The sequence below is a fragment of the Neolewinella aurantiaca genome, from assembly GCF_008014675.1.
GTDB lineage: Bacteria > Bacteroidota > Bacteroidia > Chitinophagales > Saprospiraceae > Neolewinella > Neolewinella aurantiaca.
Window position 1 is genome coordinate 38,900 of the sequence record NZ_VOXD01000007.1, and the last position, 24,029, is coordinate 62,928.

The window sequence follows — 24,029 nt, forward strand, 5'->3', positions numbered from 1 at the left end:
TAGGGGAGTGCGCAGCGGTTGGTGCTTTACGTCCGGGCCACGTCATGTTCAGCAGCCAGAACCTAAACTACAATCGCTTAACACTACCAAAGGTCGCCAAGATAGAGCGCATACCTTACATTTGCCGTATGACTTCCAGTACTATCAGCTTAATCATCGAAATTGCCCTCTTGGCGATTGGTATATATATCTACTTGTTCGCTCGCGGACTTGTTCGCATGGGCAAGCCGGAAGCCCGGGCTCGGGCCGAGGCTTTCCGGCAGGAAAACGGTACCTGGCTGCGTTTACTGGGGCTGGCGCTTGCCGCCATCATGGCGATGAACGTGATGTTTCACGTCCGGGAACTAATGGGATGATGGACGGTTTTCGGGCGCAGCCGCAGGTGCATACCGGGCTTTAAGGAGCAAAGTGGCTTTGCGGTCCGCCGCTATCCAAAACGGATACATGCCCTCAGGTTCCGCATGCGCTCTCACTGGCGCGGCACCTGAATTGCCTCAACTTATGGCTGAAGGCATCTCCACGGGAGCGCGGTAGTCATAACCCCTCAGGTAAACTCAAACCACACCCCGAATGAAACTTAAAATCACCCGTATCTTCTGTGTATTTCTGCTGATGATCGCTCTGATCGCTTTTGGATTACTGTTTACCCTCGTTGCGGAAGAACAGGCCTTTAGCCAACTGATGTGGTTCGGGCTGGCGAGCAGTACTTTGGTCAGTATCGGGTATGGTTACTTACTGCTGCGGTACTGGGCTAAGCCTGATAAATTGCTGGTTTTTGCTGGCGTTTATGCGGTTGTTTTGCTCCTCTTACTCAACACGCTCGGGCTAACCTGACCGGCACTTTATCAATCTGATCCTTCACTTTGTGAAGCTGACCGGTCACTGGGCAGAGGTGGCCAAAGGCCACCTTTTTTGGCTGTCCCGCGGTGATGGCCTCAGGTTTTGCACCCTAGTTTTGCTGGCAGAAGCAATGGATTTTCAGCGCTTCTTTCCTTTACCAAACTGTTCAAAACCAGATTGCACCATGCGCACCTTTATCCTTCTGCTCAGCTTTGTCCTCACCGCCGGCCTCTCCGCTCAGGTGATGGGCAACTACCAGTCTCAAAACCAGAATGTCCGGATCCAGAACTACCAGCCAAAGTTTCGCGGGGTTCAGACGGCGGCCAACCTGAACCCCAACGCAAACGTCATCGAAATGACGGTCAACGCCCTAAGCAACCAGCCAGCAGATTCTTACAACGCCCTCTTCAGCGTTTTTCAATCGGGTAAAACCGCACGTGAAGTAAACGAAGCCATGAACCAGCGGCTGAATGCGGTCAAAGCCGGGCTGAAAAAACTGGGCATCGCCCCGGAAGACATTTACATCGACATGGTCAATTTCCTGCCGACTTACGCTTTCAACACCGAAAAGAAGATCTTCTCGAAGAAAACACTGACGGAGGTGCCAACCGGGTTTAACCTCCAGAAGAACATCCACGTTCGTTACCGTAAAGCGGAGCTGCTCGATGAAATCATCACGGTTGCAGCCGAGGAAGAAATCTACGACATCATCAAGGTCGATTATGCGGTCAGCGAGCCTCAGAATGTGTACCGGGAATTGCGCGAGATGGCATTTACCTACCTCGACGGGATCAAGGAACTGTACGCCGAAAACGGAATCGCACTCGATACGGCCCAACAGCACGTGGGCGAAAGCGCCTGGGTCGTCTACCCCGGTGACCGGTACGAAAGTTACTCAGCCCATGCATCGCAGAAACTAAGCAAGCAGGATATGGAAAATGCCCTGGTCAGCAAGGTCGATAAGCCGACACTCCGGTTCTATCAGGCGATCCCCGCCAATGATTACGACCTGGTGATCAATCCTGATTTGCTGGAGCCGGCAGCTCAGTTTTCTTACAGTCTCAAGGTCCGGTTTACGCTTTATCCGCCTAAAGCTCCGGCAAAACCACGAACAATCACTGAAGTGAAAAAACAGTTTATGTACCTTACTCCTGATGGTAAAGTTGTGCCGCTCGTCCTGCAGTAGGCGCTGTGCGTCAAAGCTTCGTTTTCGGGTTGGTGCGCTAAGCGACTCCCGACTCCCGACTCCGAACTCCCGACTCCCGAACTCCCGACTCCCGACTCCCGACTCCCGACTCCCGACTCCCGAACTCCCGACTCCAGAACTCCTTATCTTACCTCCCGTAATGTCAATTCGCCTCTTCATCCTTGCTTTTCTTTTCAGCGTGGCCTCTGCGCTGACTGGGCAATCTGTGGAGTCATCGCTGAAAACGAGGACTAAGAAGGTGAGCCGGCTTCAGCAGGCAACTGACCTGAGAGAAAAAGACCCGGCTGAAGCGATCCGCCTGCTGAATCAGGTTATTCAGCAAAAGCCGGGGGCTGACGAACTGACCGATGCATTCATCCTGCTGGGAGACATCTACGCAGACATCGGTCAGGAGGACCTCGCTGTCGGGCGTTACGACCGGGCGCTGGAGGTGATATCGGTAAAGGACCAGGAGACCCAGGCCCTGGTGATGCTTCGGCGGGGTACGGCTTACCTCCGGCAGGAGAACTTTGCTGCTGCGCGCGAGAACTTTGCCCGTTGTCTCGACCTTGCACCTGCGTCCGGCGCCCTGCACGCTGAATGTACCGAAGGACTGGCGGACCTCGAGTCGCGTCTGAACAACATTTCGGTCAGTAACAGCTACTATGAGCAGGTGAAATTTGCTGCACCCGATAGCCTGACGCAATCACGCGTCAACATCAAACAGGCAAGTAATTATCTGCAGCAAAACAACATCGAAGAGGCCAACAACAGCCTTAACGAGGCGCTGACGCAGGTGCCGAAGAACGCTAAAATGAGCAAGGAGGATGCCGAGGGACTCTACGCGGTGAACTCAAAAGTACGTAGCGCGGTGATCAAGGAAGCTCCTAACCTCGACGTCGACGTTGTGGAGGCGCTGCCCGCGGCTCCGCTCGACCTCGTCACTGCCGATAACCTGACCCGTTTCAAGGCCCTGCGCGATGTCGGCAAAGTCAGAGAAGCTGAGGACAAACTGGAGATCGCTCTGAAAACGGTCGACAGTGAAACACCCGCCACGATTGCATCCGAACTCTACGCTGCCGGCGCTGATTTTTACCTCGATCGCCGTCAGCCCGGCCGCGCAGCGGAGGTTTACCGCAACTATACCACCGCCAACGATCAGCTGCTGGCCGAGCGCCGCAAAGAAATTGATCAGCAGGTAGCCGTGCTGCGCGAGCAGCAAAAGATAGACCTTGGCCTGAAAGACCTCCGCGCAGCGGAGGTGGAAGGAGCACTGCTGAACGACCGGGTAAACCTGCAACGCTGGCTGATTTATCTGCTGGGGGCATTGCTGATTGGCGCGCTGCTCTCCGTGTTCCTGATTCTCCGCAACGTCGGTAAACGCCGCCGCGCTAATCAGGCTTTGTTGCTCCGCAACCTGCAAACCCGGATGAACCCTCACTTCATCTTCAACAGCCTCAACAGCATCAACAATTACATCGCGCAGCAGGATGAGCGGAGTGCCAACCGCTACCTGGGCCGCTTCGCAAAACTGATGCGCAACGTGCTTGATCAATCGGGCAAAGACTTCGTTTCCCTGAGCGAGGAACTGGAACAACTCGCGCTGTACCTCGAACTGGAAAAGGAGCGGTTCACCGGGAAGTTCGATTACCTGCTCCCCGATGCATCCGGTCTGGAAGACGTTCAGCTGCCACCGATGATTCTGCAGCCTTTTGTCGAAAATGCCATCTGGCACGGTTTACGCTACCGCCCCTCGGGAGGCCAGCTTTCCGTAGATGTTGAGCGTGACGCCGAAAGTGTGTTGATCCGGATTACGGATAATGGAATCGGCCGAAACCAATCCGCTAAACTGAAAACGAAAAACCAGCTCAGTCATAAGAGCACAGGGATGGAAACGACCGCTCAGCGCCTGGACCTCATCAACGCATATTACGGAAAGAACTTTTCCGTGGAGGTGGAGGATGCCTTCCCCGGAACAGAATTTCCCGGAACCCTGGTCCGGTTGAGGGTATAATACAAGCAAGCATGAAAACCCTGATAATCGATGATGAACAGCCAAGTCGGGAAGCCCTGCGCCATTACCTGGGGAAGTACTGCCCGGGCGTCGAGGTGGTCGGAGAAGCCCAAAGCGTCGAAACTGCTCTGGAAGCCATCCGTAAGCTCCAACCAGAACTTCTGTTTCTGGACATCGAAATGCCCTTCGGCAATGGCTTCGACCTCCTCGAAAAACTTCCGCCCGATCATAAGCTGGAAGTCGTCTTCGTAACGGCCTACGAGCAGTACGCCTTGCGGGCGCTCCGGCTCTCCGCCGCCCACTACCTCCTCAAACCGGTAGATATCGACGATCTGATCGGAGCCGTGGCCAGGGTGAAGGAACGTCTTGGTCTGCGGGAGCAGGGCCGGGTCACCCGGGCGCTGTTGGACAACCTCAAAACCGGTGGACAGGAAGCGCCCAAGCGCCTGGCGCTGCCCCTGATAGACGGGCTGGAAATCATCACTCCCGAAGAAATCCGTTACCTCGAAGCAGCCGACAATTTTACTTCGTTCCACCTCACCGACGGACGCAAACTCCTCATCTGTCGTAAGCTGAAATTCTACGACGCTTTACTGTCTGTCGCTGGTTTTTGCCGCATTCACCGGTCTACGGTGGTCAACCTGGCGTTGGTCCGCCGTTATCACCGTGGCAAAGGAGGGTCTGTAACGTTAGAGGATGGGACGGAATTGATCGTTGCTGCTGCACGGAAGCAGGCCTTGCTGGAGGCACTGGTGTGATATCCTTTATTGCCCGAATCTTCTGACCTGTGTGAACAGGAAACCCTCTTTTATTGGCCCTTCATGTTCATTAACGGAAATCCTTGAGGTATTCTCTCATTCACAGTACATTACATTTTTGGCTCCCTCTCCGCTGAGCCTTAGGCGAAGCTTGTTGGAGAGGGCGGGGGGAGAGGGGGGAAATCAAAAATGTAGAGTAGCATATCTCTCATTATAAATTTTGGAGCACATCCATTGCCAGAGCGGCATCCTTTTTCGCAACGAATAAATGGTCGTGGTGAAAAGCCGCTACAACGTTGCAACTGATGTTGTGCCGGCCCAAAGCAGTAGCGAAGGCGGCCGTGAAGCCTACAGCGTCCAGCGCGGAATTAACTTCCATAGTGATCCAGGCGGCAACGTATTCGTACTGCAAACCAAGCTGATCGGCGACGCTTTGCCTCAGGATGAAGGTCATACCTTCGTCTTCCTGAAAGGACATCAGAACGTCCTTCAGGGGCAGGTCCGGCCAGTCCGGGAGGCTGACGAAGACGAAAGCTCCCGGTTGGAGCTTTGGTTGTGCGTGCTGCAACAGTTCGTTGAGGTCGTGAATGGGCATTGTTATTGTTCGCCGTGGTACATCCGGTTGAGGAAGCGGTAACGCGCATCATTCTTAGCAGGAACAGCTTTGCTCTCCACGTCGATGACCATCACCGGTGGACTATCATCACCGGGGGCGACCTTAGGCCACCCGGGGAGATCTTCACCGTTGGGGTCTCCGGTTTTGATGAAGTTAGCGAAGTAACTCTTCATGGTCGAGGAGACTTTGTAATCGTCCTCGGTCCATTGCCAGCCAGGGACAAGGTGCAGGTTGCCCAGGGCGTACTCGATCTCGCACGCATGGGGAGCCCCGATGGCTGCCGGACGCTCTCCGGCGGCGTTGGCGGGGCGGAGCTTAGAGTATAGGTAGCGGTAAACCGGCTGGTTGCTGTTTTTCCGGTGTAGATCGAACCATTTCCAGGTGCTGAAAACAATCCAGTTGTCGGAGCCGAAGTCGGAGATGGTTTGTTCCAGCTCGGTACCGGACTGGCCGGCGTAGAGTTTGAGTGCCTCATCGGAGCTTTCGCTGATTCGCTGCTTTACAATTTCTTCGAAACCGGCACGGGTGAAGGGCGGCCGCAGGAAGGCCGCGGCTGGGAGTTCGGCAGAGTTCCAACCGAGCAAGAGGGGAACCATTGCTTGCTCCCTGGCTTCAAATATAGCCGGGAGCGTCTTTGGCAACAGGTAACCGTCGAGGACCATCGGCAATTGAGGCCGGTATTCATTGTACAATTCGAAAAGCTCAGCGGTGCTGAGCTTGCGAAACTCATCCCAGGAGTAGCCGGTTTGGGCTACGAATGCTGCTCCGGTCTGCTCGGCCTCCTTGAGGGGGACGGGCGTTCCGGTAGGATTGATGAGGGCTCCGCTTTCTCCGATGGCCCCGGCGATGTTGTCGCGTGAGAGTGGAGAAGCCATGTGCAGGCTGGTGGACATAGATCCGGCCGATTCTCCGGCTATGGTGATGTGGTCGGGGTCGCCGCCGAAGGCGGCGATGTTGTCTTTTACCCACTGCAGGCTGGCGGATTGATCGAGCGCTCCGTAGTTGCCGGATGCACTGTAAGGGGCTTCTTTAGAGAGTTCCGGATGGGCGAAGTAACCGAAGAGATTGAGGCGGTAGTTTACGGTAACGACAACGATGCCTTCTTTGGCCATGCTTTCGCCGTCGTAGCGGTATTCTGATCCGTCGCCGGCAACGTGGCCTCCGCCGTAGAAGTAAAGGAGAACCGGAAGCCCTGTTTCTTTCTGTTTCCGGGGCGTCCAGACGTTGAGGTAGAGGCAGTCTTCGCTCAGGCCGTCAGAACGGAAGAGCATGTCGTCCCACATGTGTTTCTGGATGGCGCGCGGACCAAAATTCTTCGCCATTTTCTTTCCGGACCACGGCTTCATGGGCTGCGGTGCCTTCCAGCGGAGCGGGCCCACCGGTGGCTGGGCGTAAGGAATCCCCAGGTAGGTCTGGATGCCCGTTTTGTTGTCATAATCTCCCTCAAGGATACCGCCCTGAACGGTGGTGTGAACGGGAAAACCATTTGGGTTTTGAGCAAAGAGCGCACTGGCGATAGCTACGATCGCCAGGGTAAGAAAGAATGTTTTCACGACTTTAAATTTTGGGGAAGATACAAAGGGCGCGGTCGCAGGTGCAATATAAGCTCTTCAAATAACAGAAACCGGACCAATAACTCACCCTGTATCCTGCGGCCGCGCCACAAATATGGACACATCGCGTAACGCTACCGTATCCCGGCGTATAGAAAGGTACAAACGCAATTTATGAAATCTCTCTCATTGGCTCTCCTTTTCTTTGTCTCCCTATCCTGCGGCGATAAGAATGCCCAGACAGCAGCTGTTGCTGCTCCCGCCACCGCCCAGCCCGCCATCGCCGTTTCTGTGCAGGAACCGATCGATCCTCCCTGTAAAACATTTTCGCACGATCTCGTTGCGGAAACCTTCGGCTGGGCGGGTTCTGGCGAAGGCCAGCCCAATAGCATGAGCGACGGGCGCGTTCAGAACTGTACGTTTATGTCTACCGACAATTCCGGACTTGCTCACATCACCATCAGTAAAAGCGATGAACGCACGATTGAAATGAAATACGTGGAGCGTGCTTTTATCAGAGACTTAGAGCGTGAAGATGATCGCATTTCCTCGATAGAACTGCCCGCTGAACTGGGGGACCAAACTATCTACACTACCGGGCAAAAAGGGCCGCATTACCTCTACGTTTTGCGTTGGAGGGTCGGTAATCTGATCGATTACAACATCACGCTGAGGACGAACAAACGGCAGGAAAAAGATGCGGTACTGAAACAATTGAAGTCGCTCGCCGCGAAGTTGACGGCATAAAAAAACTGCGCCGTTGTGTTCGTAATCAGCCCGGGGGCTACTTTACGGAACACAACGACGCAGTTGTTTTGCCGGGCGTTACCGGGTAAGGTAGACGCTGCGGTTACGGTCGAGTTCGCGGAAGAACGGATCGGTCATGTCCTTCACGAAGCGGATGGCTTCTCCGGTTGATTTCATCTCAGGGCCGAGTTGTTTGTCCACGTTCGGGAACTTATTGAAACTGAAGACGGGAACCTTGATCGCGTAGCCACTTGGCTGCGGATTGATGACAAAGTCTTTGAGTTTGTGGCTTCCGAGCATCACCTTAGTAGCGATGTTGAGGTAAGGTACCTTGTACGCTTTCGCGATGAAAGGTGTCGTCCGGGAAGCCCGTGGGTTGGCTTCGATAACATACACATTTTCCTCTCCGGTTTCCTTGTCGGTCTTGATGGCAAACTGTACGTTGATCAGGCCCTTGGTCTTGAGGGCGAAGGCTAGCTTTTCGGTGTACTCCCGCATCTTGTTGACAGCGTTGACGCTGAGAGAATAGGTAGGAAGCACCGCAGAGCTGTCTCCGGAGTGAATACCAGCGGGTTCGATGTGCTCCATGATGCCCATAATGTGGACTTCGTCGCCGTCGCAGATGGCATCTACTTCTGCTTCCTTGGCCCGGTCGAGGAAGTGATCCACCAGCACCACCATGTTAGGGTCTTTTTTGAAGATGCTCAGTACGTGGCGCTCCAGTTCGTCGTCGTTGATAACGATCCGCATGTCCTGACCGCCGAGTACGTAGCTGGGGCGAACAAGCACGGGGTATCCAACCCGCTTGGCAACATCGAGCGCTTCGTCTGCATCTTTAGCTGTGCCAAAGTTAGGGTAGGGGATGTCGAGTTCTTTGAGGAGGTTACTGAACCGACCCCGGTCTTCGGCAAGGTCGAGGCTTTCGTAGCTCGAGCCGATGATCTTGATGCCACGGTTGTGGAATTCCTCGGCAAGTTTCAGGGCGGTTTGGCCACCGAGCTGAACGATCACGCCTTCGGGTTTTTCCAGTTCGATGATTTCCCGGATGTGCTCCCAGTAAACGGGCTCGAAGTAGAGCTTGTCGGCCTGGTCGAAATCGGTGGAAACGGTTTCCGGGTTACAGTTCACCATGATGGCTTCGTACCCGGCTTCCTGTACTGCCCTCAGGCCGTGGACACAACAGTAATCGAATTCGATACCCTGGCCAATCCGGTTGGGCCCGGAACCAAGGACGATGACTTTCTTCTTATCGGTAACAATGCTTTCGTTTTCGCTGTCGAAGGTAGAGTAGAAGTAAGGCGTCTGTGCTTCGAACTCTGCGGCACAGGTGTCTACCATTTTGTAGGTCCGCTTGATACCGAGTTCATAGCGGCGGTTGGTAACGGCTTCTTCGTCTACGCGCAGCAGGTAGGCAATTTGTGCGTCGGAGTAACCGAGCTCTTTGAGCTCGCGGAAGAAATCAGCGGGGATGTCTTCGGGAACATTGTACCGTTGTACGCGGAGATCGTAATCTACGAGGCGTTTGATCTGGTTGATGAACCAGGGGTCGATCTTCGTGAGTTTGTGGATCGTTTTGCGGGGAACACCGAGGCGAAGGGCATCCTTTAGGCGGAAGAGCCGGTCATCGGAGACGTTCTCGAGACGGTTGAGAATGTCGTCGGTTTTGATCCATTCCTTCTTGTCTGATCCCAATCCGGCGCGTCCGTTTTCGAGGCTTTGACAAGCCTTTTGCAGTGCTTCGAGGAAGTTGCGGCCGATGCCCATAACTTCTCCTACCGACTTCATCTGAAGACCGAGTTTGTGGTCAGCTCCGGGGAATTTATTGAAGTTCCAACGTGGAATCTTAACGATCACGTAGTCGAGAGTAGGCTCAAAGAAGGCCGAGGTCGTTTTGGTGATCTGGTTTTTGAGTTCGTCGAGGTTGTACCCCAGGGCCAGTTTTGCGGCGATTTTCGCGATCGGGTATCCGGTTGCTTTAGAGGCCAGTGCCGAAGACCGGGAAACACGGGGGTTGATCTCGATAACGATGAGTTCTTCGGTCTCAGGGTTTTGGCTGAACTGGATGTTACATCCACCAGCGAAGTTGCCCATGCCCCGCATAGCGATGATGGCCTGGTTACGCATATCCTGGTATGCTTTGTCGGACAGGGTCATTGCGGGAGCAACGGTGATGGAGTCTCCGGTGTGGATACCCATCGGGTCGAAGTTCTCGACGGTACAGATGATAACAACGTTATTAGCGGAGTCACGCAGTAGTTCGAGTTCGAATTCTTTCCAGCCCAGAACAGCTTTATCGATCAGTACTTCGTGGGTCGGGCTGGCGTCGAGGCCGCGCCGGAGCATGTCGGCGTAGTCTTCCTGCTTGAAGCAAAAGCCGCCTCCGAAGCCGCCAAGGGTGTAACTTGGGCGGATAACGAGGGGGAAACCAATTTCCTGGGCCGCTTCCATTCCTTCGAGGAAAGAGTTGGCAATCATGGCCGGAGCACAGGCGAGGCCGAGTTTTTCCATGTGCAACCGGAAGAGCTCCCGGTTTTCTGCCAGGTCGATAGCGTCCAGATCTACCCCGATCATTCGGATGTCGTACTTTTCCCAGAGGCCTACCTCACCACATTCGATGGCAAGATTAAGTGCGGTCTGACCTCCCATAGTAGGAAGGACGGCGTCGATCTGGGGTTGTTCGCGTAAGACTTGTTCAACGGACTCAGGAGTAAGGGGGAGAAGATAGACGTTCTCCGCAGTGGAGGGGTCAGTCATAATCGTTGCCGGGTTAGGGTTGATTATGGTGACTTCAATGCCTTCTTCCCGAAGACTGTGGCTGGCCTGAGTGCCGGAATAGTCAAATTCGCAAGCCTGACCAATGATGATCGGGCCTGAACCGATAATGAGGACTGATTTGATGGATGTATCCTTTGGCATGCCTGTGGGGTAAGTTAAAATTCGCGCAAAGATAAGCGATCAGAGGCAGTAGGACCGAAGCTTTGGCCTAAGGTTTTGCACAAAAAATCATCTCTTCGGATCATAAATGCCACTGGAAGATGTCAGCGCTCAAGTGAAGAAATTTTCGACTTTTGCTGGAATTTAATGATCTTTATACTGTTTTGGTGTTTATAATGTTATCATGAAAAATAATCTTTTCAGCCAATCATACACGTTGCTGTTTGAGGATACGGGTGATCCTACCTTGAAGTCTAGTGCAGAACTACGCACTATACAAAGGAACTGTGTGGCCCGCAATAACCCGAATACTTTCTATGCAACGGTCGATCCAAGGCCTGAACCAAAAGTTGTGTGGAGCAGCAATACCAGAGCTCACTTTGGCCCTAAGGAGTTTACCTATAGCAGGTTCTTTGATGCGATTCATCCTTTCTGGCTGCCCATCTACGTGGGCATGGTGGAATCAACCTACCGTCTTGTCAAGCCTACTGTGAACATAGATGGAGTACGGGAACTCATCATGACCGGGAACTTCCCATTAAGAATTGAGAACGGGAAGTATTTCTGGTATAACCAGGTCTCGATGGCCGGAACTTTTGATGAGAAAGGAGCGCTGGTAGAATACTTTAACGAGTTTCATCGCCTGTCGGAGTTCGACCGTATGGTCCCGGATAAGCCGTCTCTTACTTACCAGGGAAATACGTTGGAAGCTTATGAAGTGCAATTCAAACTGGACGTAGGACCTGTTCTGGAACAATGCCTGAAAGACCACTTTTCACCCGCTTCTTATAAGATTTTACGGGCATACCGAACCCTGAAGTTCGAGGGTAGGGGAACAAGCCGGGAGGAAGTTGCTGATTTCCTTGGTATAAATGTCCAGGCCCTGGATAAAGGAAATGGACGTCTTCTCTCTCAGGCGAGGCTTGTTTTTCCCAAAGCAGTACTTACTACTGTCTGCAATCTGGCATCCTTTCTCAACGACACTTTCGGTATGCCACTAAAGAGTACAAGCAGAAGAACGCTTTAGTGTTCTGACGCAGAAAATTATTACCTTGGATAGGAAATCCTGAAGACTCTGTGAGTGCTGTCAAAATAGAAACTGATTCTTGGCTTTACAACATAACACACGGATGATTGACGTAAATGAATTCATGGATTTCCTTCAGAAAATAGGTCCGCCAACCCAGGATTCGGTTGAGAATCTTCTGGCTTTGGAAAGAGATTGTGAGAATAGGAAAGATCCTAACTCCTTTTATCTCACGTTCAACATAAGCAGTCCTCCATCGATAAGCTGGGACTATAACGTAGATCATCTTCTGGGGGTGCCTACGCTTACGTATGACTTATATACCTCTCTCATTCACCCTGATTGGGTCCCGCTGCACGTAAGTTTTGGTGCCGCCGCCTACCTTGTTGCCCGAAGATTTGCACAAAAGAGGTTCAATAAGTTAACCGTTTATACCACAAATGTGCCAATCAGGCACCAGAGCGGTAAGTATCACTGGTACAAACAAGTTTCTTTCCCAGCAGCGGTCGATAGTAACGGATACATAATTAATCACCTTAATCAGTATCACCGCCTGTGTGATTATGATAAACTGATCCCCATCAGGCCGAAAATTACAGTAGATGATGTTTGGCTAAGTGAATATGATCTCGATTTTGTCCAGGCCGGGAACTTCGCTTTGGAGGGAATGCTGAAGGGAATACTGACGCCAGCAAACCACCTGATCCTTAATACCTACCGTACGCTGACGACATCGCGTGATGGGAAGTGGATCTCTCCGTCAAAAAAAGCCGTCCGGGAACGACTTTCTTCGTCGGCGAGTGCAGTCAATAAAGCAAATGTGCGGATAATTCAGGCTGTAAAAGGCAGATTTCCTGATAGTGTAACCCACGATGTGGCAACTTTTTCTGCTTTTTTAAACGACCTCTGCGGGCTCCCTTAGCTGAAATAACCAGGCGGATCTCTGCGGGCGCAAGTGCAATATGTTGTTTTTCAGTTACTTGTGGGTTTGCTTGAACTGAGTTAACGTGGAGTTTACAATAGTCTCACTTAGGACATTTTTCTCGTTTCATGAAAAACACACGATTGTATCTTTGTACTGTTCATAGTGTTTGTCATTGTTCAGCAGCAACGTCTCTCATCCATTAAGCCACCCTGTTGGTGGTAGTTTTAATTTAAGTGCTGTTCAAGTTTTAAGTGTATGAATCGTACAGTCAGTTTATGACTGTACGATTTTTTTTTGGTGTTAATTCATCCTTAAAGGCAGTGATAGAGATGACCTTTCTTCGGCCTCATCCGTCCTAATAGCGTCAACACCAATGATTTAGTTATGCGCTACACCTTACTGGTTTTTCTTGCTTCGTTTGCGTCCCTGGCCTTTTGCCAAACACCAGCCGCGATTCCTCATGACTCGATATTTACCACCCCTGATTGGGTGGAAGTCTCTGAAGGAGAGCGAAAAGGCTACGTACTCAGACTGACCAAAGAAGGAAATTTTGAAGAAGATGCCGGTGAAGACCGCCAAAGACCATACCGGTACCTGATGGGGCGCTGGAAGGTTGACTCTGCCGCCCAGACGTTTACCCTGTCCGTAGACGGGCAGATGGGGAAGTCGGGAGTCCACCGTCGGTACCTTCAGGGAAGGGACTTTTACCTGATCTATGATTTCAATTCGCTCGAAGACGGAAAACTGGTGTTGACCGATCAGCTCACCGGCGATCAGCGCGTTTTTATGGCTACCGAGCGTAAAGAATACGAAGAACCCGCAATGCGCCGTCTTCCGAAGCCAGGGAAAAAACAAGGGGGCTTCAAACTACCCGATGGTTGGGGTGGATTTACGGGAAGAGCGTCTTTTTAAAAACCTTCTTTGCACCAGCGTTCGCGCCATAATTATTTCAGGGCGCTGCCGCAGGTGCAGTGAAAAGGACGGAAGAGCAATGATCTAAGCGTCGTTTTTATTCGCGTTCCGGCGCTGAAAGTAGCTTTGTGCCCACCAGGCTGTAAAATGTGACCCGGCGCCAATCATGAACCACACGGCGAAATTTACCAGCCAGTTCTCCGAAGGAGGTGAGCCTTTACCACTGTATTCAACCAACCAGTAGACTCCACACATCAGCAGACTAAAGGCCAACCCATTGATAAGGATCAGTTTCCAGGGAGCGGATTCTCCGGAGGTGGTATGCTCGTTTTTTATCATGGGGCGTATAGCTAGACGGGATCTCAACCCCTGGTAAGCACAATAAACAATCAACAGGAATAATTTGTTGGAGGTTAATTGTTAGATTAGTCTAACTTTGTGCCAATTATCCACCTGCTATGACTGAAGCCAGTTTATTTGAAATTCTCTCTGAAGTTTGGGCCATCCGCGCCATCGTTGCCTCCAGCATGGTAGGGCTGATGTGTGGTGTGCTGGGGTGTTTTATCGTACTCCGCAATATGTCTCTGGTGGGCGATGCTTTGGCCCACGCCATTCTTCCGGGAGTGGTGATTGCATTTCTACTGGTAGGGTACAGTGCGCTTGCCTTCTTTGCCGGTGCGGTGGTTGCCGGACTGGTAACGGCCTTTCTGATCACCTGGATTCAGCAGCGGGTGAAGACCAAAAACGACGCGGCGGTAGGGATTGTCTTTACATCCATGTTTTCTCTGGGGGTAATTCTGATCAGCCGGATCGCCCGCAACGACGGGGTTCATCTCGACCTCAAGGACTTCCTCTTCGGCTATGCGTTGGGTGTTTCGGATACGGACTTACTGCTGACGGGCCTCGTGATGTGTTATGTGTTGCTTTCGGTTGCGGTCTTTTACCGTTACCTGTTTGCCTCTACTTTTCAGGACGTAGTGGCCCAAACTATGGGGATCCCCGTAAAACTCCTGCACTACTTCCTGATGTTGCTTCTTAGTTTCGCGGTAGTGGCCAGCCTGCAAACCGTTGGTGTTATTTTGGTTGTAGCTATGCTGATCACGCCCGCTGCTACGGCTTTGCTTATCTCTCAACGACTCAGTCGGGTGCTCTGGATCGCTGGCTTTGTGGGCATGCTTTCGGCCATTATCGGTATGGTTGTCGCGGTATGGCTCAATACACCTCCGGGGCCGGCAATGGCTCTGGTGGCAACGATGTTTTATCTGCTCACAGTGGTGTTTGCGCCCCGTCGTGGTCTGGTAGCAAAAGCCTGGTATCGCCTGCAACGTCGCCGGCTTACGATGAAAGAAGACATCCTGAAACGTGTTTTTCGCCAAAACCAGAAACATGGTTCTGCCGATGGCAAACAGATCCGGGAAGAACTCGACCTGGGGCGTACAACCTGGAACCGGCAAATCACCGCATTACGGTCTAAGGGCCTAATGGAGAAGTCGGAACTTCGCCTCACGGATGGCGGAAAACTATTGGCCATCAAAATGGTTCGTGCTCACCGCTTATGGGAGACCTATCTTTATCAGGAAGTAGGTCTGACTCCTGATCAGATCCACGCCGAAGCCGAGCGCCTGGAACACCTCCTGACCGACGACATGCTCGACCGGGTAGACGAAGAACTGGGCTATCCGGAAATGGACCCCCACGGTTCGGTAATTCCCTCTAAACAGTAACTTTACACTGACTTGGGCACCCGATAAACCGCGTCCATATTTTCTTCTAACCAACTGAGAACGTAGCGGAACACATCTTCTCTTTCCGGCTCGTTATGGAGTTCATGGTAGAGTTCCGGCCACGATTTAAAAGTTAGCCCTTCCGGGTTACGGGCGGCAAAATCTTTACTGCCGTCGTGGCTGGTGAGGCCATCGGCCTCGCCGTGCATCAGAAGTACCGGAACATCGATACCTTCATCGTATTGGTTCAGTTCGTCGGCGTTTTCGAGGATGTCAATACCGGTGCGGCTGGTGATTTTTGCGTGGACGTAAGGATCGGCTTCATATGTTGCTTTTACGCCCGGGGTTCTGCTTAGCATATTGGTGTCCAGCTTGTTTTCCTGCGTGAAAGTAGGGTAGAGGTTACGCAGGATTTTTCCTATCCCCACCAAGACCGGATTAGGCTGGAAAGAAAGGCGGATGTGCGGCGCAGAAACTACCGCTCCGCTGATGTTTGGATGGCGGCGGATCAGGTAGCGCAGCAGCAGGTGACCGCCCATGCTGTGGCCGTACAGAAATACGGGAAGATCGGGGTAGCGTCGTTCGCATTCGATAAGCAGATGAGCTATTTCGTCGATGTACTCTTTATAGTTTTCGGCGTAACCTTTGCGCCCTTCGCTGCGTCCGTAGCCCTGCCGGTCGTAGCCCACCATAGCGATGCCGTGGGCGTTGTACCATGCGGCCATTTCATCGTAGCGCCGGCAGTGTTCGCCTACGCCGTGCACCAGGCCAATGACGGCGCGGGCTTGAGGTACCGGCCATTCCACGGCGTAGATCTGGTTTCCGTTATCGTTCTTCCAACTGAATTCGGCTGCTTGCATACTGGTAAATGTACGGGCTGTTGATGGGATTTTTAAGGGGTAGTTTAACGTTGTCTGTTTGAGTATGGTATGGCGGCGCGTACGCAGGTGAAAAGATCGTTTGAGGCAAGGGAGACGATAAATACCAGTCCTGCTCATGGTCTGCGCTTCTTCCCGTTTTGCCTGTTCATTTTTTTGATGAACAACGAACCAAAAAATCAAGACTACGCCACCGGCTGATCGTGAAATCCGATTTCCGAAGCCTGAAGTGGAAAAATTCACGTCGGCGTTGGGTTGCTTCTGGATTCTGTGGTCGGTTGAAGTCTGGGGTAGCCGCTCTTTGTGCTTTGGAAACGCTCAGACCGCTTCCATTTTTTTACGGCTTCGGACAGTGAATTTCACTGCCGGTACCGAGGCCGAAGGGACTGCATTCTGTGCTCTGCGTTCTGGTTGCGACTCCTGAGGAGCTGAGCGAATGCCTGGGCTCCATATCCAAACTGATTCATCCCACTTCGATAATCCGCCCTGTTCTCTATCTTCGGCCCATGGAAAAACCCCGAATTGTCTTTATGGGCACGCCCGATTTTGCAGTGCCCAGCCTTGAAATCCTGATTGCTGCTGGCTATCCGGTGGTCGGCGTTATCACCGCTACCGATAAGATGGGCGGGCGCGGCGGAAAGCAATTGCTGGAATCTGCCGTAAAGAAGTGTGCCGTGAAGCACGGAATCCCCGTTTTGCAACCGCAAAAATTCAGAAATGAAGAATTCCTCGCCGAGCTACGCGCCCTGAAAGCGGACCTCCAAATCGTTGTCGCCTTCCGGATGCTGCCCGCCGTGGTATGGGATATGCCCAAAATGGGCACATTCAACCTTCACGGATCTCTCCTGCCAAAGTACCGGGGCGCAGCCCCGATCAACTGGGCCGTCATCAAAGGTGAAAAGGAGACCGGATGTACCACCTTCTTCCTTACGCACGAGATCGATACGGGCGATGTCCTCCTCCGGCACCGCATCCCCGTAGGACCAAACGACACCGCCGGTGTCGTTCATGACCGGATGATGCTGGAGGGCGCAGAACTTGTCTTAGACACGGTGAAACTCATCCAGTCCGGGAATTATGAATTGCAGGCGCAGGACGACAGCCTGGCCACCCCGGCACCTAAAATTCATCGCGATACCTGCAGAATCGACTGGGATCAGCCGGTGCAAACTGTGCATGACTTTGTGCGCGGGCTGAGCCCGTGGCCCGCATCGTGGACGACACTGGACGGAGCTACGCTCAAAATTATCCGGGGCGCAGCCGAGAAAACTGAGCACGACAAGGTTCCCGGAACCGTTGTCTGCGATGGAAAAGACGTCCTGAAGGTTGCCTGTAAAGGCGGTTACCTCAGCATTCTGGAGCTCCAGGTAGCCGGCCGGAAGCGAATGGACGTAAAAACCTTCTTGTTGGGTAGCGGCATTGAGTCCGGAACGGTTCTTGCCTGATCAACGCCAGCTGTACTCAGCGGGTGCCAACCAATATTTGCTACCTTACGCCTCCTCCTTTATCACCAAATTTTTCCAGTGTCCATTCTCCACTACGATGTTTGCCCCCTATGTAAGTCCAGTGCCATCGCTGAAGAGCGAAAGGTGAAAGACCACAGTATAACCAAGGAGGTTTTTGCCCTTTGGCGCTGTGCCGCCTGTGATTTTCTCTTTACCCAGGATCCTCCTGTGGCCGAAGAAGCGGGCCGCTACTATAAAGGAGAGGAATACATCAGTCATTCCGACAACCAGGAAGGTTTAGTCAACAAACTGTACCACAAAGCCCGTGATTTTATGCTGGCCCAGAAGTACCGGCTGGTAAACCGTGTAGCTAACGGGAAGCGCCTCCTTGATTACGGAACCGGAACCGGCTACTTTACCGATTTTATGGTTCGGAAAGGGTACTCCGCCGAAGGGATTGAAATCGACACCGAGGCCCGCAAGTACGGTGCTGACAAATTTGGTATCACCATCCGCCCTCCGGGCGCCCTGTTCAATGTGCTGCCCGCCGATTCGCTGGATGTGATCACCCTGTGGCACGTGCTCGAGCACCTTTATGAGCCGCAAACGTACCTGGCCCGCTTCCGGGAATTACTCAGTGATCAGGGCAAGTTGATCGTTGCGGTACCCAACCACAAGAGTAAGGATGCCAAAGCCTACGGGGCTTACTGGGCGGCGTACGACGTCCCTCGCCATTTGTGGCACTTCAGCCCGGCGACCATGCGCCGGATGATGGAAAGCTCCGGCTTCCGCGTGGTGGAAACCCACCACATGCCATTGGATCCCTTTTATGTCTCTATCATGAGCCAGAAGTACAAAACCGGCGGTGGTCTAGTGTCGGGTGGATTAAAGGGGCTGGGCTCTTTCTTCTCCAGTTCTGCCGATGCGGAGCGGGGCAGCTCGGTCATTTACGTAATTGAGAAAGGAGACCTTAGCCCGGCATAGTTTCGGGAAACGATGCTTTCTTTCCGAACCGGGCCTTTTAACAGCCCTTGGCACCTGCGACCGCGCCCCTTTTGCCGCCATTGAACGCATAAAAACCGTCGGCATTTGTGCAATACACAGCCTTAGCTGCATCTATCTGGCAACAATCACCCCTGCCAGCCGTTTTTTTGGAAAGATCGTTATTTATGCGCCACCTCTGCCTGCTTCTCTTGTTGTGCTGCTCCATCAGCTGCACTTATACCGCTAAAATTACTGACGGCGCAACTGCTGTGGACCGGAAGCAATACGACGTAGCTGTTCCGATGCTGGAACGCGAATATAAAAAAGCAAAAACCCGTAAGGCAAAGGGCGAAATTGCGCTGAACCTCGGTAAATCGTACGTCGAAACCAGTAACGATGAGGCGGCGATTGAATGGTACCAGAAAGCTTACGATAACAACGCAGGTCCGGAAGCACTGCGGGAAAAAGCCGCTGCGCTGAAACGGTTAGAGCGCTACGACGAAGCAATTCAGGTCTATACCGATGCTGGTTTCGAGATCGGGTCTAAATACGAGTTCCGCAAGGACATCAGCGGAGCAGAACTTGCGCAGAAATGGCTCGCGGAGGAAGCTGAAGGCAAGGAGCGGGAATTTACCGTTGCTCCGGCTGGTTTCAATAGCCGGCAGGCAGATTATGCCCCCGTGCCGTTTGAGGAAAGGCTGGTGTTTACCTCCGACCGCGCTGCCGCTGCCGGCGAGGAAAAATTCAACTGGACGGGCCGTGGCTTCACCGACCTATTTGTAACCGATCTTGAGGGCAGTTCTTCGGTCGATGCTTTTGACAGCCGTGTAAACACCCCCGATCATGAAGGAACCCCGGCCTTCAGTGCCGACGGCCAGGAAATGATCTTCACCCGCTGTTCTTCTCCCGGTAAGCGCGAAGACGCTTACTGCGGACTTTACCGATCCGAACGGGTAGGGGAAGGCTGGGGGCCTGCAAGCCTGTTGTCTTTTGTCCGGCCGGGAGCCAATTACATGCATCCGGCACTCTCCGAAGACGGACAGCAACTCTTTTTCAGCGCGCTGCTCGAAGATGGCTGGGGAGGGTACGATATCTACCTTAGTAACCGCCAGGAGGACGGTAGCTGGAGTGACCCGATCCTGATGAACCGCGCCATAAACACCCAGGGCAACGAGCAATTTCCCACCCTCGATGCCGACACGCTCTACTTCAGCAGCGATGGCCTGGAAGGAATGGGCGGCCTGGATATCTTCCGTACATGGCCAACGAATAACGGCCGCTACGCTGCACCCAAAAATCTGAAGATGCCCGTAAACAGCGGCGCAGACGATTTTGCCTTCTCGGTCGTACGGAGACAGGGAAGTGGATTGGACCATACCACAACGGGCTACTTCAGCAGCAACAGGCCCGGTGGAGAAGGCAGCGATGACATCTATATGTACACCAAAAAAGTGCTGCCACCGCCGCCACCGGACCCTACTCCTGTAGTGTACAAAAACATTCTGGACGTAACCGTCGTCGAGAAAATCTACGAAGACCCAACGGACAATAGCAGCCGGATTCTGGGCGTCAAGCCTGTTCCGAATGCGACCATCATTGCCAGCATCGGAGACCAGTCGCGAACGGTAAATACCGATGAGGAAGGAAGACTGAGCCTGGTGTTGGTAGACGACCAGAACTACCAGTTCCGTGCCGAAAGGGACGAATACCTGGCCGATGAAGGTAGTTTCTCAAGCAGGAACCTGCCCAAAGACCCGGAAGCCCCCGAACAGCGGTACGAACTGGAACTGGAGCTCGATAAGATTTTCCGTAATCAGGAAATCGTTCTGAAGAATATCTACTACGATTATAACGAAAGCTTCATCCGCGCCGATGCTCAACCTACCCTGAACAACCTCACAACTATTCTGGAACGGAACCCAACCATTAGGATCGAGATGGGCTCGCACACCGACTGCCGGGGCAAACCCGGGTACAATCAGGAGCTTTCTCAGGCGCGGGCGCAGGCTGCAGTGGACTACCTTGTGGAGCAGGGTGTCGACAGAGCTCGTCTCGAGGCTAAAGGCTACGGTGAAGAAAGCCCGATCGAAAGTTGTATCTGTGAGCGTTGCACTGAGGATCAACACCAGAGAAACCGACGGACTACCTTCCGGATTCTGGAATAAGAAACGGCGCTCCGCCCCCCCTGTCAGGGGCAGCGCGCCGTTTCGCATTTACCGCCTGATGACCCGAACCCAATGGGTTCGCCCTTCGGCAGTTACCCCCACCATGTAGGTGCCCGAAGGTAAATGAGAGAGGTCGGTATTCCGTTGTCCTCCTTCAAGTACTCTCCGCCCCGAAACATCGAACACACCGAAGATGGTTGCCGGGCCGGTTAGGTTCAATTGGCCTGAAGTAGGATTAGGGTACAACCGGACACCCAGCTGTTCGAGGTCGGCCAGGCCGCTTAGAACATCGATAACGACGTCAAAACGGATACTGTCGGTACACGGCGAGTTGTCTGCGATCAGGGTTACGGTATAAGTTCCGGTTGCTTCGTAGGTGTGTACCGGCTCGGCCTCAGTGCTTGTATTGTTGTCTCCGAAGTCCCACAAGTAATCAGTTGCGTCGGTTGAGTTATTCGTGAAAGTCGCAGTAGAAGTATCTACTGAAACACTTACGTCCGCAGCAGGCTGTGCAAAAACGGCAACAGGAACTATGCGGATGGTGTCCGGGCCAAATGCGCCCAGTAAGGTTAGGGTTGCGTCGTATTCACCCGGCTCGGAGTAGGTTACCGTCGGCTGTACTGCATTGGACGTCGCGGGGGTTCCTCCGGGAAAGTTCCAGCGGCGGTCTTCGTAGTAGCCGGTGCTCACATCTGTGATAGTAAAGGTAAGTGGAGCACATCCTTCGGCAAACTTCAGGTCGGTGTTTACTGCCGCAAATTCACGTACGATGAATGGCCTGCTCACTACAATTTCGTTTCCGCAGTTTTCGCTGAGTAAGGTGACGAAGATCTGATAATCGCCGATTTCGTCATAAACGTGGCTTAGGCTGGTTACTGTAGTATCTACGCTGTAACCGTCTCCAAAATCGTACCGGATGGAGTCGAAGCCGATGGCATCCTGAAGAGTAACAGTTACCATTTCGCCGTTGTTGACCACCGAAGCTGAGGTTATCGAGGGGGAGGGAGATACAGTGAAGTAGGCGGTGTCACCGGGGAAGGAGATACCGTCGACGATCAGCATTTGAACGGCGCGGAAGGCGCCCCCGGCCTCCGGCGCAGTGATTACGCGCAGGCTTTGACCGATAACGTCTACGCGCAGGTCACTGCTTTGTGGGGTTACTTCCCATTCTACGCTGTTAGCACCATTTGAGGCATCGGTAAGCAAAAGGATTTCGCCGCCACAGAGTACATCGGTGTTTTGTACGAAGCCACCACTGGGGATGATTGGGGCAATAAGTTCCTCTTCGCCGTCTTCGCCAACTCCTCCGGGTTCATCGTTTGGGCCACATTCATTGGAGGTGAGTCGTTTGCCGAATTCTCCGCCTTCAAGTGATGCGTCCGGACTATAATCGTCGGTTACTCTGGCGGCGTTGAGCAGACGACCTCCGCCTCCTCCGCCGCCGGGTCCGAAGCAGCGGGAAGGCTGGTTGGTAACGTCTCCGCCGTTTCCGCCCCGGAGGGACAGGTCCGGAGAGCCCACCAACGTGTCGGCGATCAGCAGTATTGATCCTGCGGCACCGCCGCCGCCGCCGCCGTCTCCGTCTACATCCGCACCATCCTGGCCGTTGACCGTGAGTGTTGAGGACGCTCCGAAATCAATAGTTGGAGCCCAAAGGACGATGAGCCCACCGCCATTACCGCCGTGGGCATTGGTTGTATTGTTGGCGTGGCCGGCTCCGCCGCCGCCACCGAAGTATACCCTTTGATCGTCGTTGTCGAGGCCGGACCCCGCCAGCCCGGGGTAATTCCCGCGGCAGGCGTTGTTGAACAGTCCCATCACCACGTTGCGTGCTCCAACACCACCCTCGGTGACGTTGCCGCCGCCGCCACCGCCGGCGTTGTGGTCATTACCGCCACCGCCGCCGTTGGCGGCGGCCGCACGACCGAAAGGCTGGCTGGCCGGCACACCGGCAATGCCTTCTCCGCGCGAAGAACCCCGCCAGTTGCCGGGGCCGTAGGTCAGTGAGCTGGCAATGGTTAGTCGGTTACAGTCACTGTCCGATTCGGTGCCTTGCCCGCCCCTGAAACCAGCATCGGAAGCGTCCAAAGACGCGCCGGGACGAAAGAGAATTCGTTCTTCAGCCGCAATGAAGGCAACACCTCCCAGGGCACCATCAAACGGCTGGCTGACAACCTGGTCTCCGTTGACAGAAACGGTGGGAGAAGTTTCGAAAAGGACTACCTGGGTATGCAGGAAGCTGTAAGTATGCCGGATGGGGAGCGTCAGGAAAACAGTATCGCCGTTGACCCGGTCTACCCGGTTGAGGTCGTAGTGGCCTGCACCATTATAGTTAGTAACCTGACCGGTGTTGCCTCCTGAGGTAGATATACTCGCTCCGCCATGTTGGTAGATCAGCAGGCTTGTGCCCGGGGCTGAGGCCTGAGCGGCAGCGCTCCGGAGCCACTGCTGTCCACTGTTCAGTTCAGTAACCTGATGGTAAGTGTTCTGAGCAAAAAGAAACGAAAAGCTCATTATAAACAGGCCGGTAACAAATATTTTCATTCAAGGATTACTTTGAGTAGGGAGCAATATTCGGGCAAAGATAAGTCTTGAAAGCACACAACTAAGCAATCGGGCCGCTACAACAAAGATTTGAAAGCCTTGCCAACTTCAGTTAAATCCCTGAATCTCAAAATACTCAAGCCTGCTCGCTGCTACACGCAATCCTGCTACCGAGGGATTTCCGGCCCTAAAGCGGGGACAGCTGGAAGCTGACCGTTAGTTCTGCGGTTTTAGGCTGATCATCGCTGATTCGGCGGAGCTCATATGTGCCACTAGCGTCAATGGTTCCGTCTTCATTGATGGTGATCTCATCCAGTTGGTAGACTTCCGCATTCTGGTGGCTTATCATCTCCATCTGGCCGTCATCGAACGTCCAGCTTCCCTGGCCGATGCCGGAGGCCTCGACCGAGACGCTGGAGGTCACTTCGTTTGCGGTGTAGACATAATTAACGGTATAGGTGCCTTCGGAGTAGTAACTGGCCGGGTTGTCGGTAAAGGTGATTTCCAAATCGTTGTTGGTCACCGTTGTGGTGACCGCTCGTTCGCTGAATGTCCCATCGTTGTTCAGAGTGGTTTCGGTTCCGCTGGTGGTGAAGTCATTGACTCGCCAGCGTCCGGGGAGGTCCGAGCGAAAAGCTTTTTCGGATTCATTTTCGCAGCCCGAAAGGCAAAGGGAGGTAAAGCTTAAAAGAAGGAAGTAAGTCAGCACGTTTCTCATGGGTCCGAGGATTTTTATGTTTCCTCAGAGACCTTCGGTCTGATGTTTCAGGTTGGTTG

20 protein-coding genes are annotated in these 24,029 nt (G+C 53.3%); 13 read left to right on the forward strand and 7 right to left on the reverse strand.

The window, feature by feature from the left end:
- Positions 1-128: 128 nt before the first annotated feature.
- The 5 genes from FUA23_RS06220 to FUA23_RS06240 all read left to right on the forward strand — a co-directional run bounded on the left by FUA23_RS06220 (position 129) and on the right by FUA23_RS06240 (position 4,798).
- Positions 129-356, forward strand: coding sequence for a hypothetical protein (locus tag FUA23_RS06220; protein ID WP_147929864.1), 228 nt, complete (start codon positions 129-131; stop codon positions 354-356).
- Between the two features lie 214 nt (positions 357-570).
- Positions 571-834 carry a hypothetical protein gene (locus FUA23_RS06225; protein WP_147929865.1) on the forward strand — a complete coding sequence of 88 codons (264 nt, stop codon included), beginning with the start codon at positions 571-573 and terminating at the stop codon, positions 832-834.
- Positions 835-1,024: 190 nt separating this feature from the next.
- Entirely contained in the window at positions 1,025-2,026 is a 1,002-nt protein-coding gene (locus FUA23_RS06230; RefSeq protein WP_147929866.1) for an SIMPL domain-containing protein, read from the forward strand.
- A gap of 160 nt (positions 2,027-2,186) precedes the next feature.
- Positions 2,187-4,040 carry a tetratricopeptide repeat-containing sensor histidine kinase gene (locus FUA23_RS06235; protein ID WP_147929867.1) on the forward strand — a complete coding sequence of 618 codons (1,854 nt, stop codon included), beginning with the start codon at positions 2,187-2,189 and terminating at the stop codon, positions 4,038-4,040.
- A gap of 11 nt (positions 4,041-4,051) precedes the next feature.
- Positions 4,052-4,798, forward strand: a complete 747-nt coding sequence (locus FUA23_RS06240) for a LytR/AlgR family response regulator transcription factor (RefSeq protein WP_147929868.1) — start codon at positions 4,052-4,054, stop codon at positions 4,796-4,798.
- Between the two features lie 211 nt (positions 4,799-5,009).
- Here FUA23_RS06240 and FUA23_RS06245 read toward each other — a convergent pair whose 3' ends face one another.
- Positions 5,010-5,393, reverse strand: coding sequence for an ACT domain-containing protein (locus FUA23_RS06245; RefSeq protein WP_147929869.1), 384 nt, complete (start codon positions 5,391-5,393; stop codon positions 5,010-5,012).
- A 2-nt stretch (positions 5,394-5,395) separates the two neighbouring features.
- Positions 5,396-6,967 carry a carboxylesterase/lipase family protein gene (locus tag FUA23_RS06250; protein WP_147929870.1) on the reverse strand — a complete coding sequence of 524 codons (1,572 nt, stop codon included), beginning with the start codon at positions 6,965-6,967 and terminating at the stop codon, positions 5,396-5,398.
- A gap of 174 nt (positions 6,968-7,141) precedes the next feature.
- Between FUA23_RS06250 and FUA23_RS06255 the strand changes: the two genes are divergently transcribed.
- Positions 7,142-7,714 carry a hypothetical protein gene (locus tag FUA23_RS06255; RefSeq protein ID WP_147929871.1) on the forward strand — a complete coding sequence of 191 codons (573 nt, stop codon included), beginning with the start codon at positions 7,142-7,144 and terminating at the stop codon, positions 7,712-7,714.
- Positions 7,715-7,792: 78 nt separating this feature from the next.
- On the opposite strand, the gene carB is transcribed toward FUA23_RS06255, so the two are convergent.
- Positions 7,793-10,630, reverse strand: coding sequence for a carbamoyl-phosphate synthase large subunit (gene carB, locus FUA23_RS06260; protein ID WP_147929872.1), 2,838 nt, complete (start codon positions 10,628-10,630; stop codon positions 7,793-7,795).
- Positions 10,631-10,832: 202 nt separating this feature from the next.
- Between carB and FUA23_RS06265 the strand changes: the two genes are divergently transcribed.
- From FUA23_RS06265 to FUA23_RS06275, 3 genes are all read left to right on the forward strand, one after another.
- Positions 10,833-11,675 carry a hypothetical protein gene (locus FUA23_RS06265; protein WP_147929873.1) on the forward strand — a complete coding sequence of 281 codons (843 nt, stop codon included), beginning with the start codon at positions 10,833-10,835 and terminating at the stop codon, positions 11,673-11,675.
- 103 nt (positions 11,676-11,778) lie between these two features.
- The gene (locus FUA23_RS06270) at positions 11,779-12,597 is read left to right on the forward strand and encodes a hypothetical protein (RefSeq protein WP_147929874.1); all 819 of its coding nucleotides are present in this window, start codon (positions 11,779-11,781) and stop codon (positions 12,595-12,597) included.
- 387 nt (positions 12,598-12,984) lie between these two features.
- Positions 12,985-13,512 carry a hypothetical protein gene (locus FUA23_RS06275; RefSeq protein WP_147929875.1) on the forward strand — a complete coding sequence of 176 codons (528 nt, stop codon included), beginning with the start codon at positions 12,985-12,987 and terminating at the stop codon, positions 13,510-13,512.
- An 84-nt stretch (positions 13,513-13,596) separates the two neighbouring features.
- On the opposite strand, the gene FUA23_RS06280 is transcribed toward FUA23_RS06275, so the two are convergent.
- Positions 13,597-13,851 carry a hypothetical protein gene (locus FUA23_RS06280; RefSeq protein WP_147929876.1) on the reverse strand — a complete coding sequence of 85 codons (255 nt, stop codon included), beginning with the start codon at positions 13,849-13,851 and terminating at the stop codon, positions 13,597-13,599.
- A gap of 119 nt (positions 13,852-13,970) precedes the next feature.
- Here FUA23_RS06280 and FUA23_RS06285 point away from each other — a divergent pair, with 119 nt between their 5' ends.
- Complete coding sequence (locus FUA23_RS06285; protein WP_147929877.1) at positions 13,971-15,236, forward strand: metal ABC transporter permease; 1,266 nt, start codon at positions 13,971-13,973, stop codon at positions 15,234-15,236.
- Positions 15,237-15,238: 2 nt separating this feature from the next.
- Here the strand turns inward: FUA23_RS06285 and FUA23_RS06290 are convergent, their stop codons facing one another.
- Positions 15,239-16,096 (reverse strand): alpha/beta hydrolase, encoded by an 858-nt coding sequence (locus tag FUA23_RS06290; RefSeq protein ID WP_147929878.1) that lies wholly within the window; start codon positions 16,094-16,096, stop codon positions 15,239-15,241.
- 524 nt (positions 16,097-16,620) lie between these two features.
- Here FUA23_RS06290 and fmt point away from each other — a divergent pair.
- The 3 genes from fmt to FUA23_RS06305 all read left to right on the forward strand — a co-directional run bounded on the left by fmt (position 16,621) and on the right by FUA23_RS06305 (position 20,708).
- Positions 16,621-17,559 carry a methionyl-tRNA formyltransferase gene (fmt, locus tag FUA23_RS06295; RefSeq protein ID WP_147929879.1) on the forward strand — a complete coding sequence of 313 codons (939 nt, stop codon included), beginning with the start codon at positions 16,621-16,623 and terminating at the stop codon, positions 17,557-17,559.
- Positions 17,560-17,637: 78 nt separating this feature from the next.
- A complete protein-coding gene (locus FUA23_RS06300; protein ID WP_147929880.1) occupies positions 17,638-18,543 on the forward strand; it encodes a class I SAM-dependent methyltransferase in 906 nt (301 codons plus the stop codon).
- A 185-nt stretch (positions 18,544-18,728) separates the two neighbouring features.
- Positions 18,729-20,708: an OmpA family protein gene (locus FUA23_RS06305; RefSeq protein ID WP_147929881.1), complete on the forward strand. Its 1,980-nt coding sequence runs from the start codon at positions 18,729-18,731 to the stop codon at positions 20,706-20,708.
- 48 nt (positions 20,709-20,756) lie between these two features.
- Here FUA23_RS06305 and FUA23_RS23000 read toward each other — a convergent pair whose 3' ends face one another.
- Both FUA23_RS23000 and FUA23_RS06315 read right to left on the reverse strand, forming a co-directional pair.
- The gene (locus FUA23_RS23000) at positions 20,757-23,252 is read right to left on the reverse strand and encodes a PKD domain-containing protein (protein ID WP_147929882.1); all 2,496 of its coding nucleotides are present in this window, start codon (positions 23,250-23,252) and stop codon (positions 20,757-20,759) included.
- Between the two features lie 187 nt (positions 23,253-23,439).
- On the reverse strand, positions 23,440-23,970 hold the full coding sequence (locus tag FUA23_RS06315) for a ligand-gated ion channel (RefSeq protein ID WP_147929883.1): 531 nt from the start codon (positions 23,968-23,970) through the stop codon (positions 23,440-23,442).
- Positions 23,971-24,029 lie beyond the last annotated feature (59 nt).

Bases quoted from the DNA above. Each gene is read 5' to 3' on its own strand.
- FUA23_RS06265 (WP_147929873.1), top strand. From the start codon at position 10,833: ATGAAAAATAATCTTTTCAGCCAATCATACACGTTGCTGTTTGAGGAT.
- FUA23_RS06270 (WP_147929874.1), top strand. From the start codon at position 11,779: ATGATTGACGTAAATGAATTCATGGATTTCCTTCAGAAAATAGGTCCG.
- FUA23_RS06220 (WP_147929864.1), top strand. From the start codon at position 129: ATGACTTCCAGTACTATCAGCTTAATCATCGAAATTGCCCTCTTGGCG.
- FUA23_RS06280 (WP_147929876.1), bottom strand. From the start codon at position 13,851: ATGATAAAAAACGAGCATACCACCTCCGGAGAATCCGCTCCCTGGAAA.
- FUA23_RS06285 (WP_147929877.1), top strand. From the start codon at position 13,971: ATGACTGAAGCCAGTTTATTTGAAATTCTCTCTGAAGTTTGGGCCATC.
- FUA23_RS06255 (WP_147929871.1), top strand. From the start codon at position 7,142: ATGAAATCTCTCTCATTGGCTCTCCTTTTCTTTGTCTCCCTATCCTGC.
- FUA23_RS06315 (WP_147929883.1), bottom strand. From the start codon at position 23,970: ATGAGAAACGTGCTGACTTACTTCCTTCTTTTAAGCTTTACCTCCCTT.
- FUA23_RS06235 (WP_147929867.1), top strand. From the start codon at position 2,187: ATGTCAATTCGCCTCTTCATCCTTGCTTTTCTTTTCAGCGTGGCCTCT.
- fmt (WP_147929879.1), top strand. From the start codon at position 16,621: ATGGAAAAACCCCGAATTGTCTTTATGGGCACGCCCGATTTTGCAGTG.
- FUA23_RS06240 (WP_147929868.1), top strand. From the start codon at position 4,052: ATGAAAACCCTGATAATCGATGATGAACAGCCAAGTCGGGAAGCCCTG.
- FUA23_RS06225 (WP_147929865.1), top strand. From the start codon at position 571: ATGAAACTTAAAATCACCCGTATCTTCTGTGTATTTCTGCTGATGATC.
- carB (WP_147929872.1), bottom strand. From the start codon at position 10,630: ATGCCAAAGGATACATCCATCAAATCAGTCCTCATTATCGGTTCAGGC.
- FUA23_RS23000 (WP_147929882.1), bottom strand. From the start codon at position 23,252: ATGAAAATATTTGTTACCGGCCTGTTTATAATGAGCTTTTCGTTTCTT.
- FUA23_RS06290 (WP_147929878.1), bottom strand. From the start codon at position 16,096: ATGCAAGCAGCCGAATTCAGTTGGAAGAACGATAACGGAAACCAGATC.
- FUA23_RS06230 (WP_147929866.1), top strand. From the start codon at position 1,025: ATGCGCACCTTTATCCTTCTGCTCAGCTTTGTCCTCACCGCCGGCCTC.
- FUA23_RS06245 (WP_147929869.1), bottom strand. From the start codon at position 5,393: ATGCCCATTCACGACCTCAACGAACTGTTGCAGCACGCACAACCAAAG.
- FUA23_RS06275 (WP_147929875.1), top strand. From the start codon at position 12,985: ATGCGCTACACCTTACTGGTTTTTCTTGCTTCGTTTGCGTCCCTGGCC.
- FUA23_RS06305 (WP_147929881.1), top strand. From the start codon at position 18,729: ATGCGCCACCTCTGCCTGCTTCTCTTGTTGTGCTGCTCCATCAGCTGC.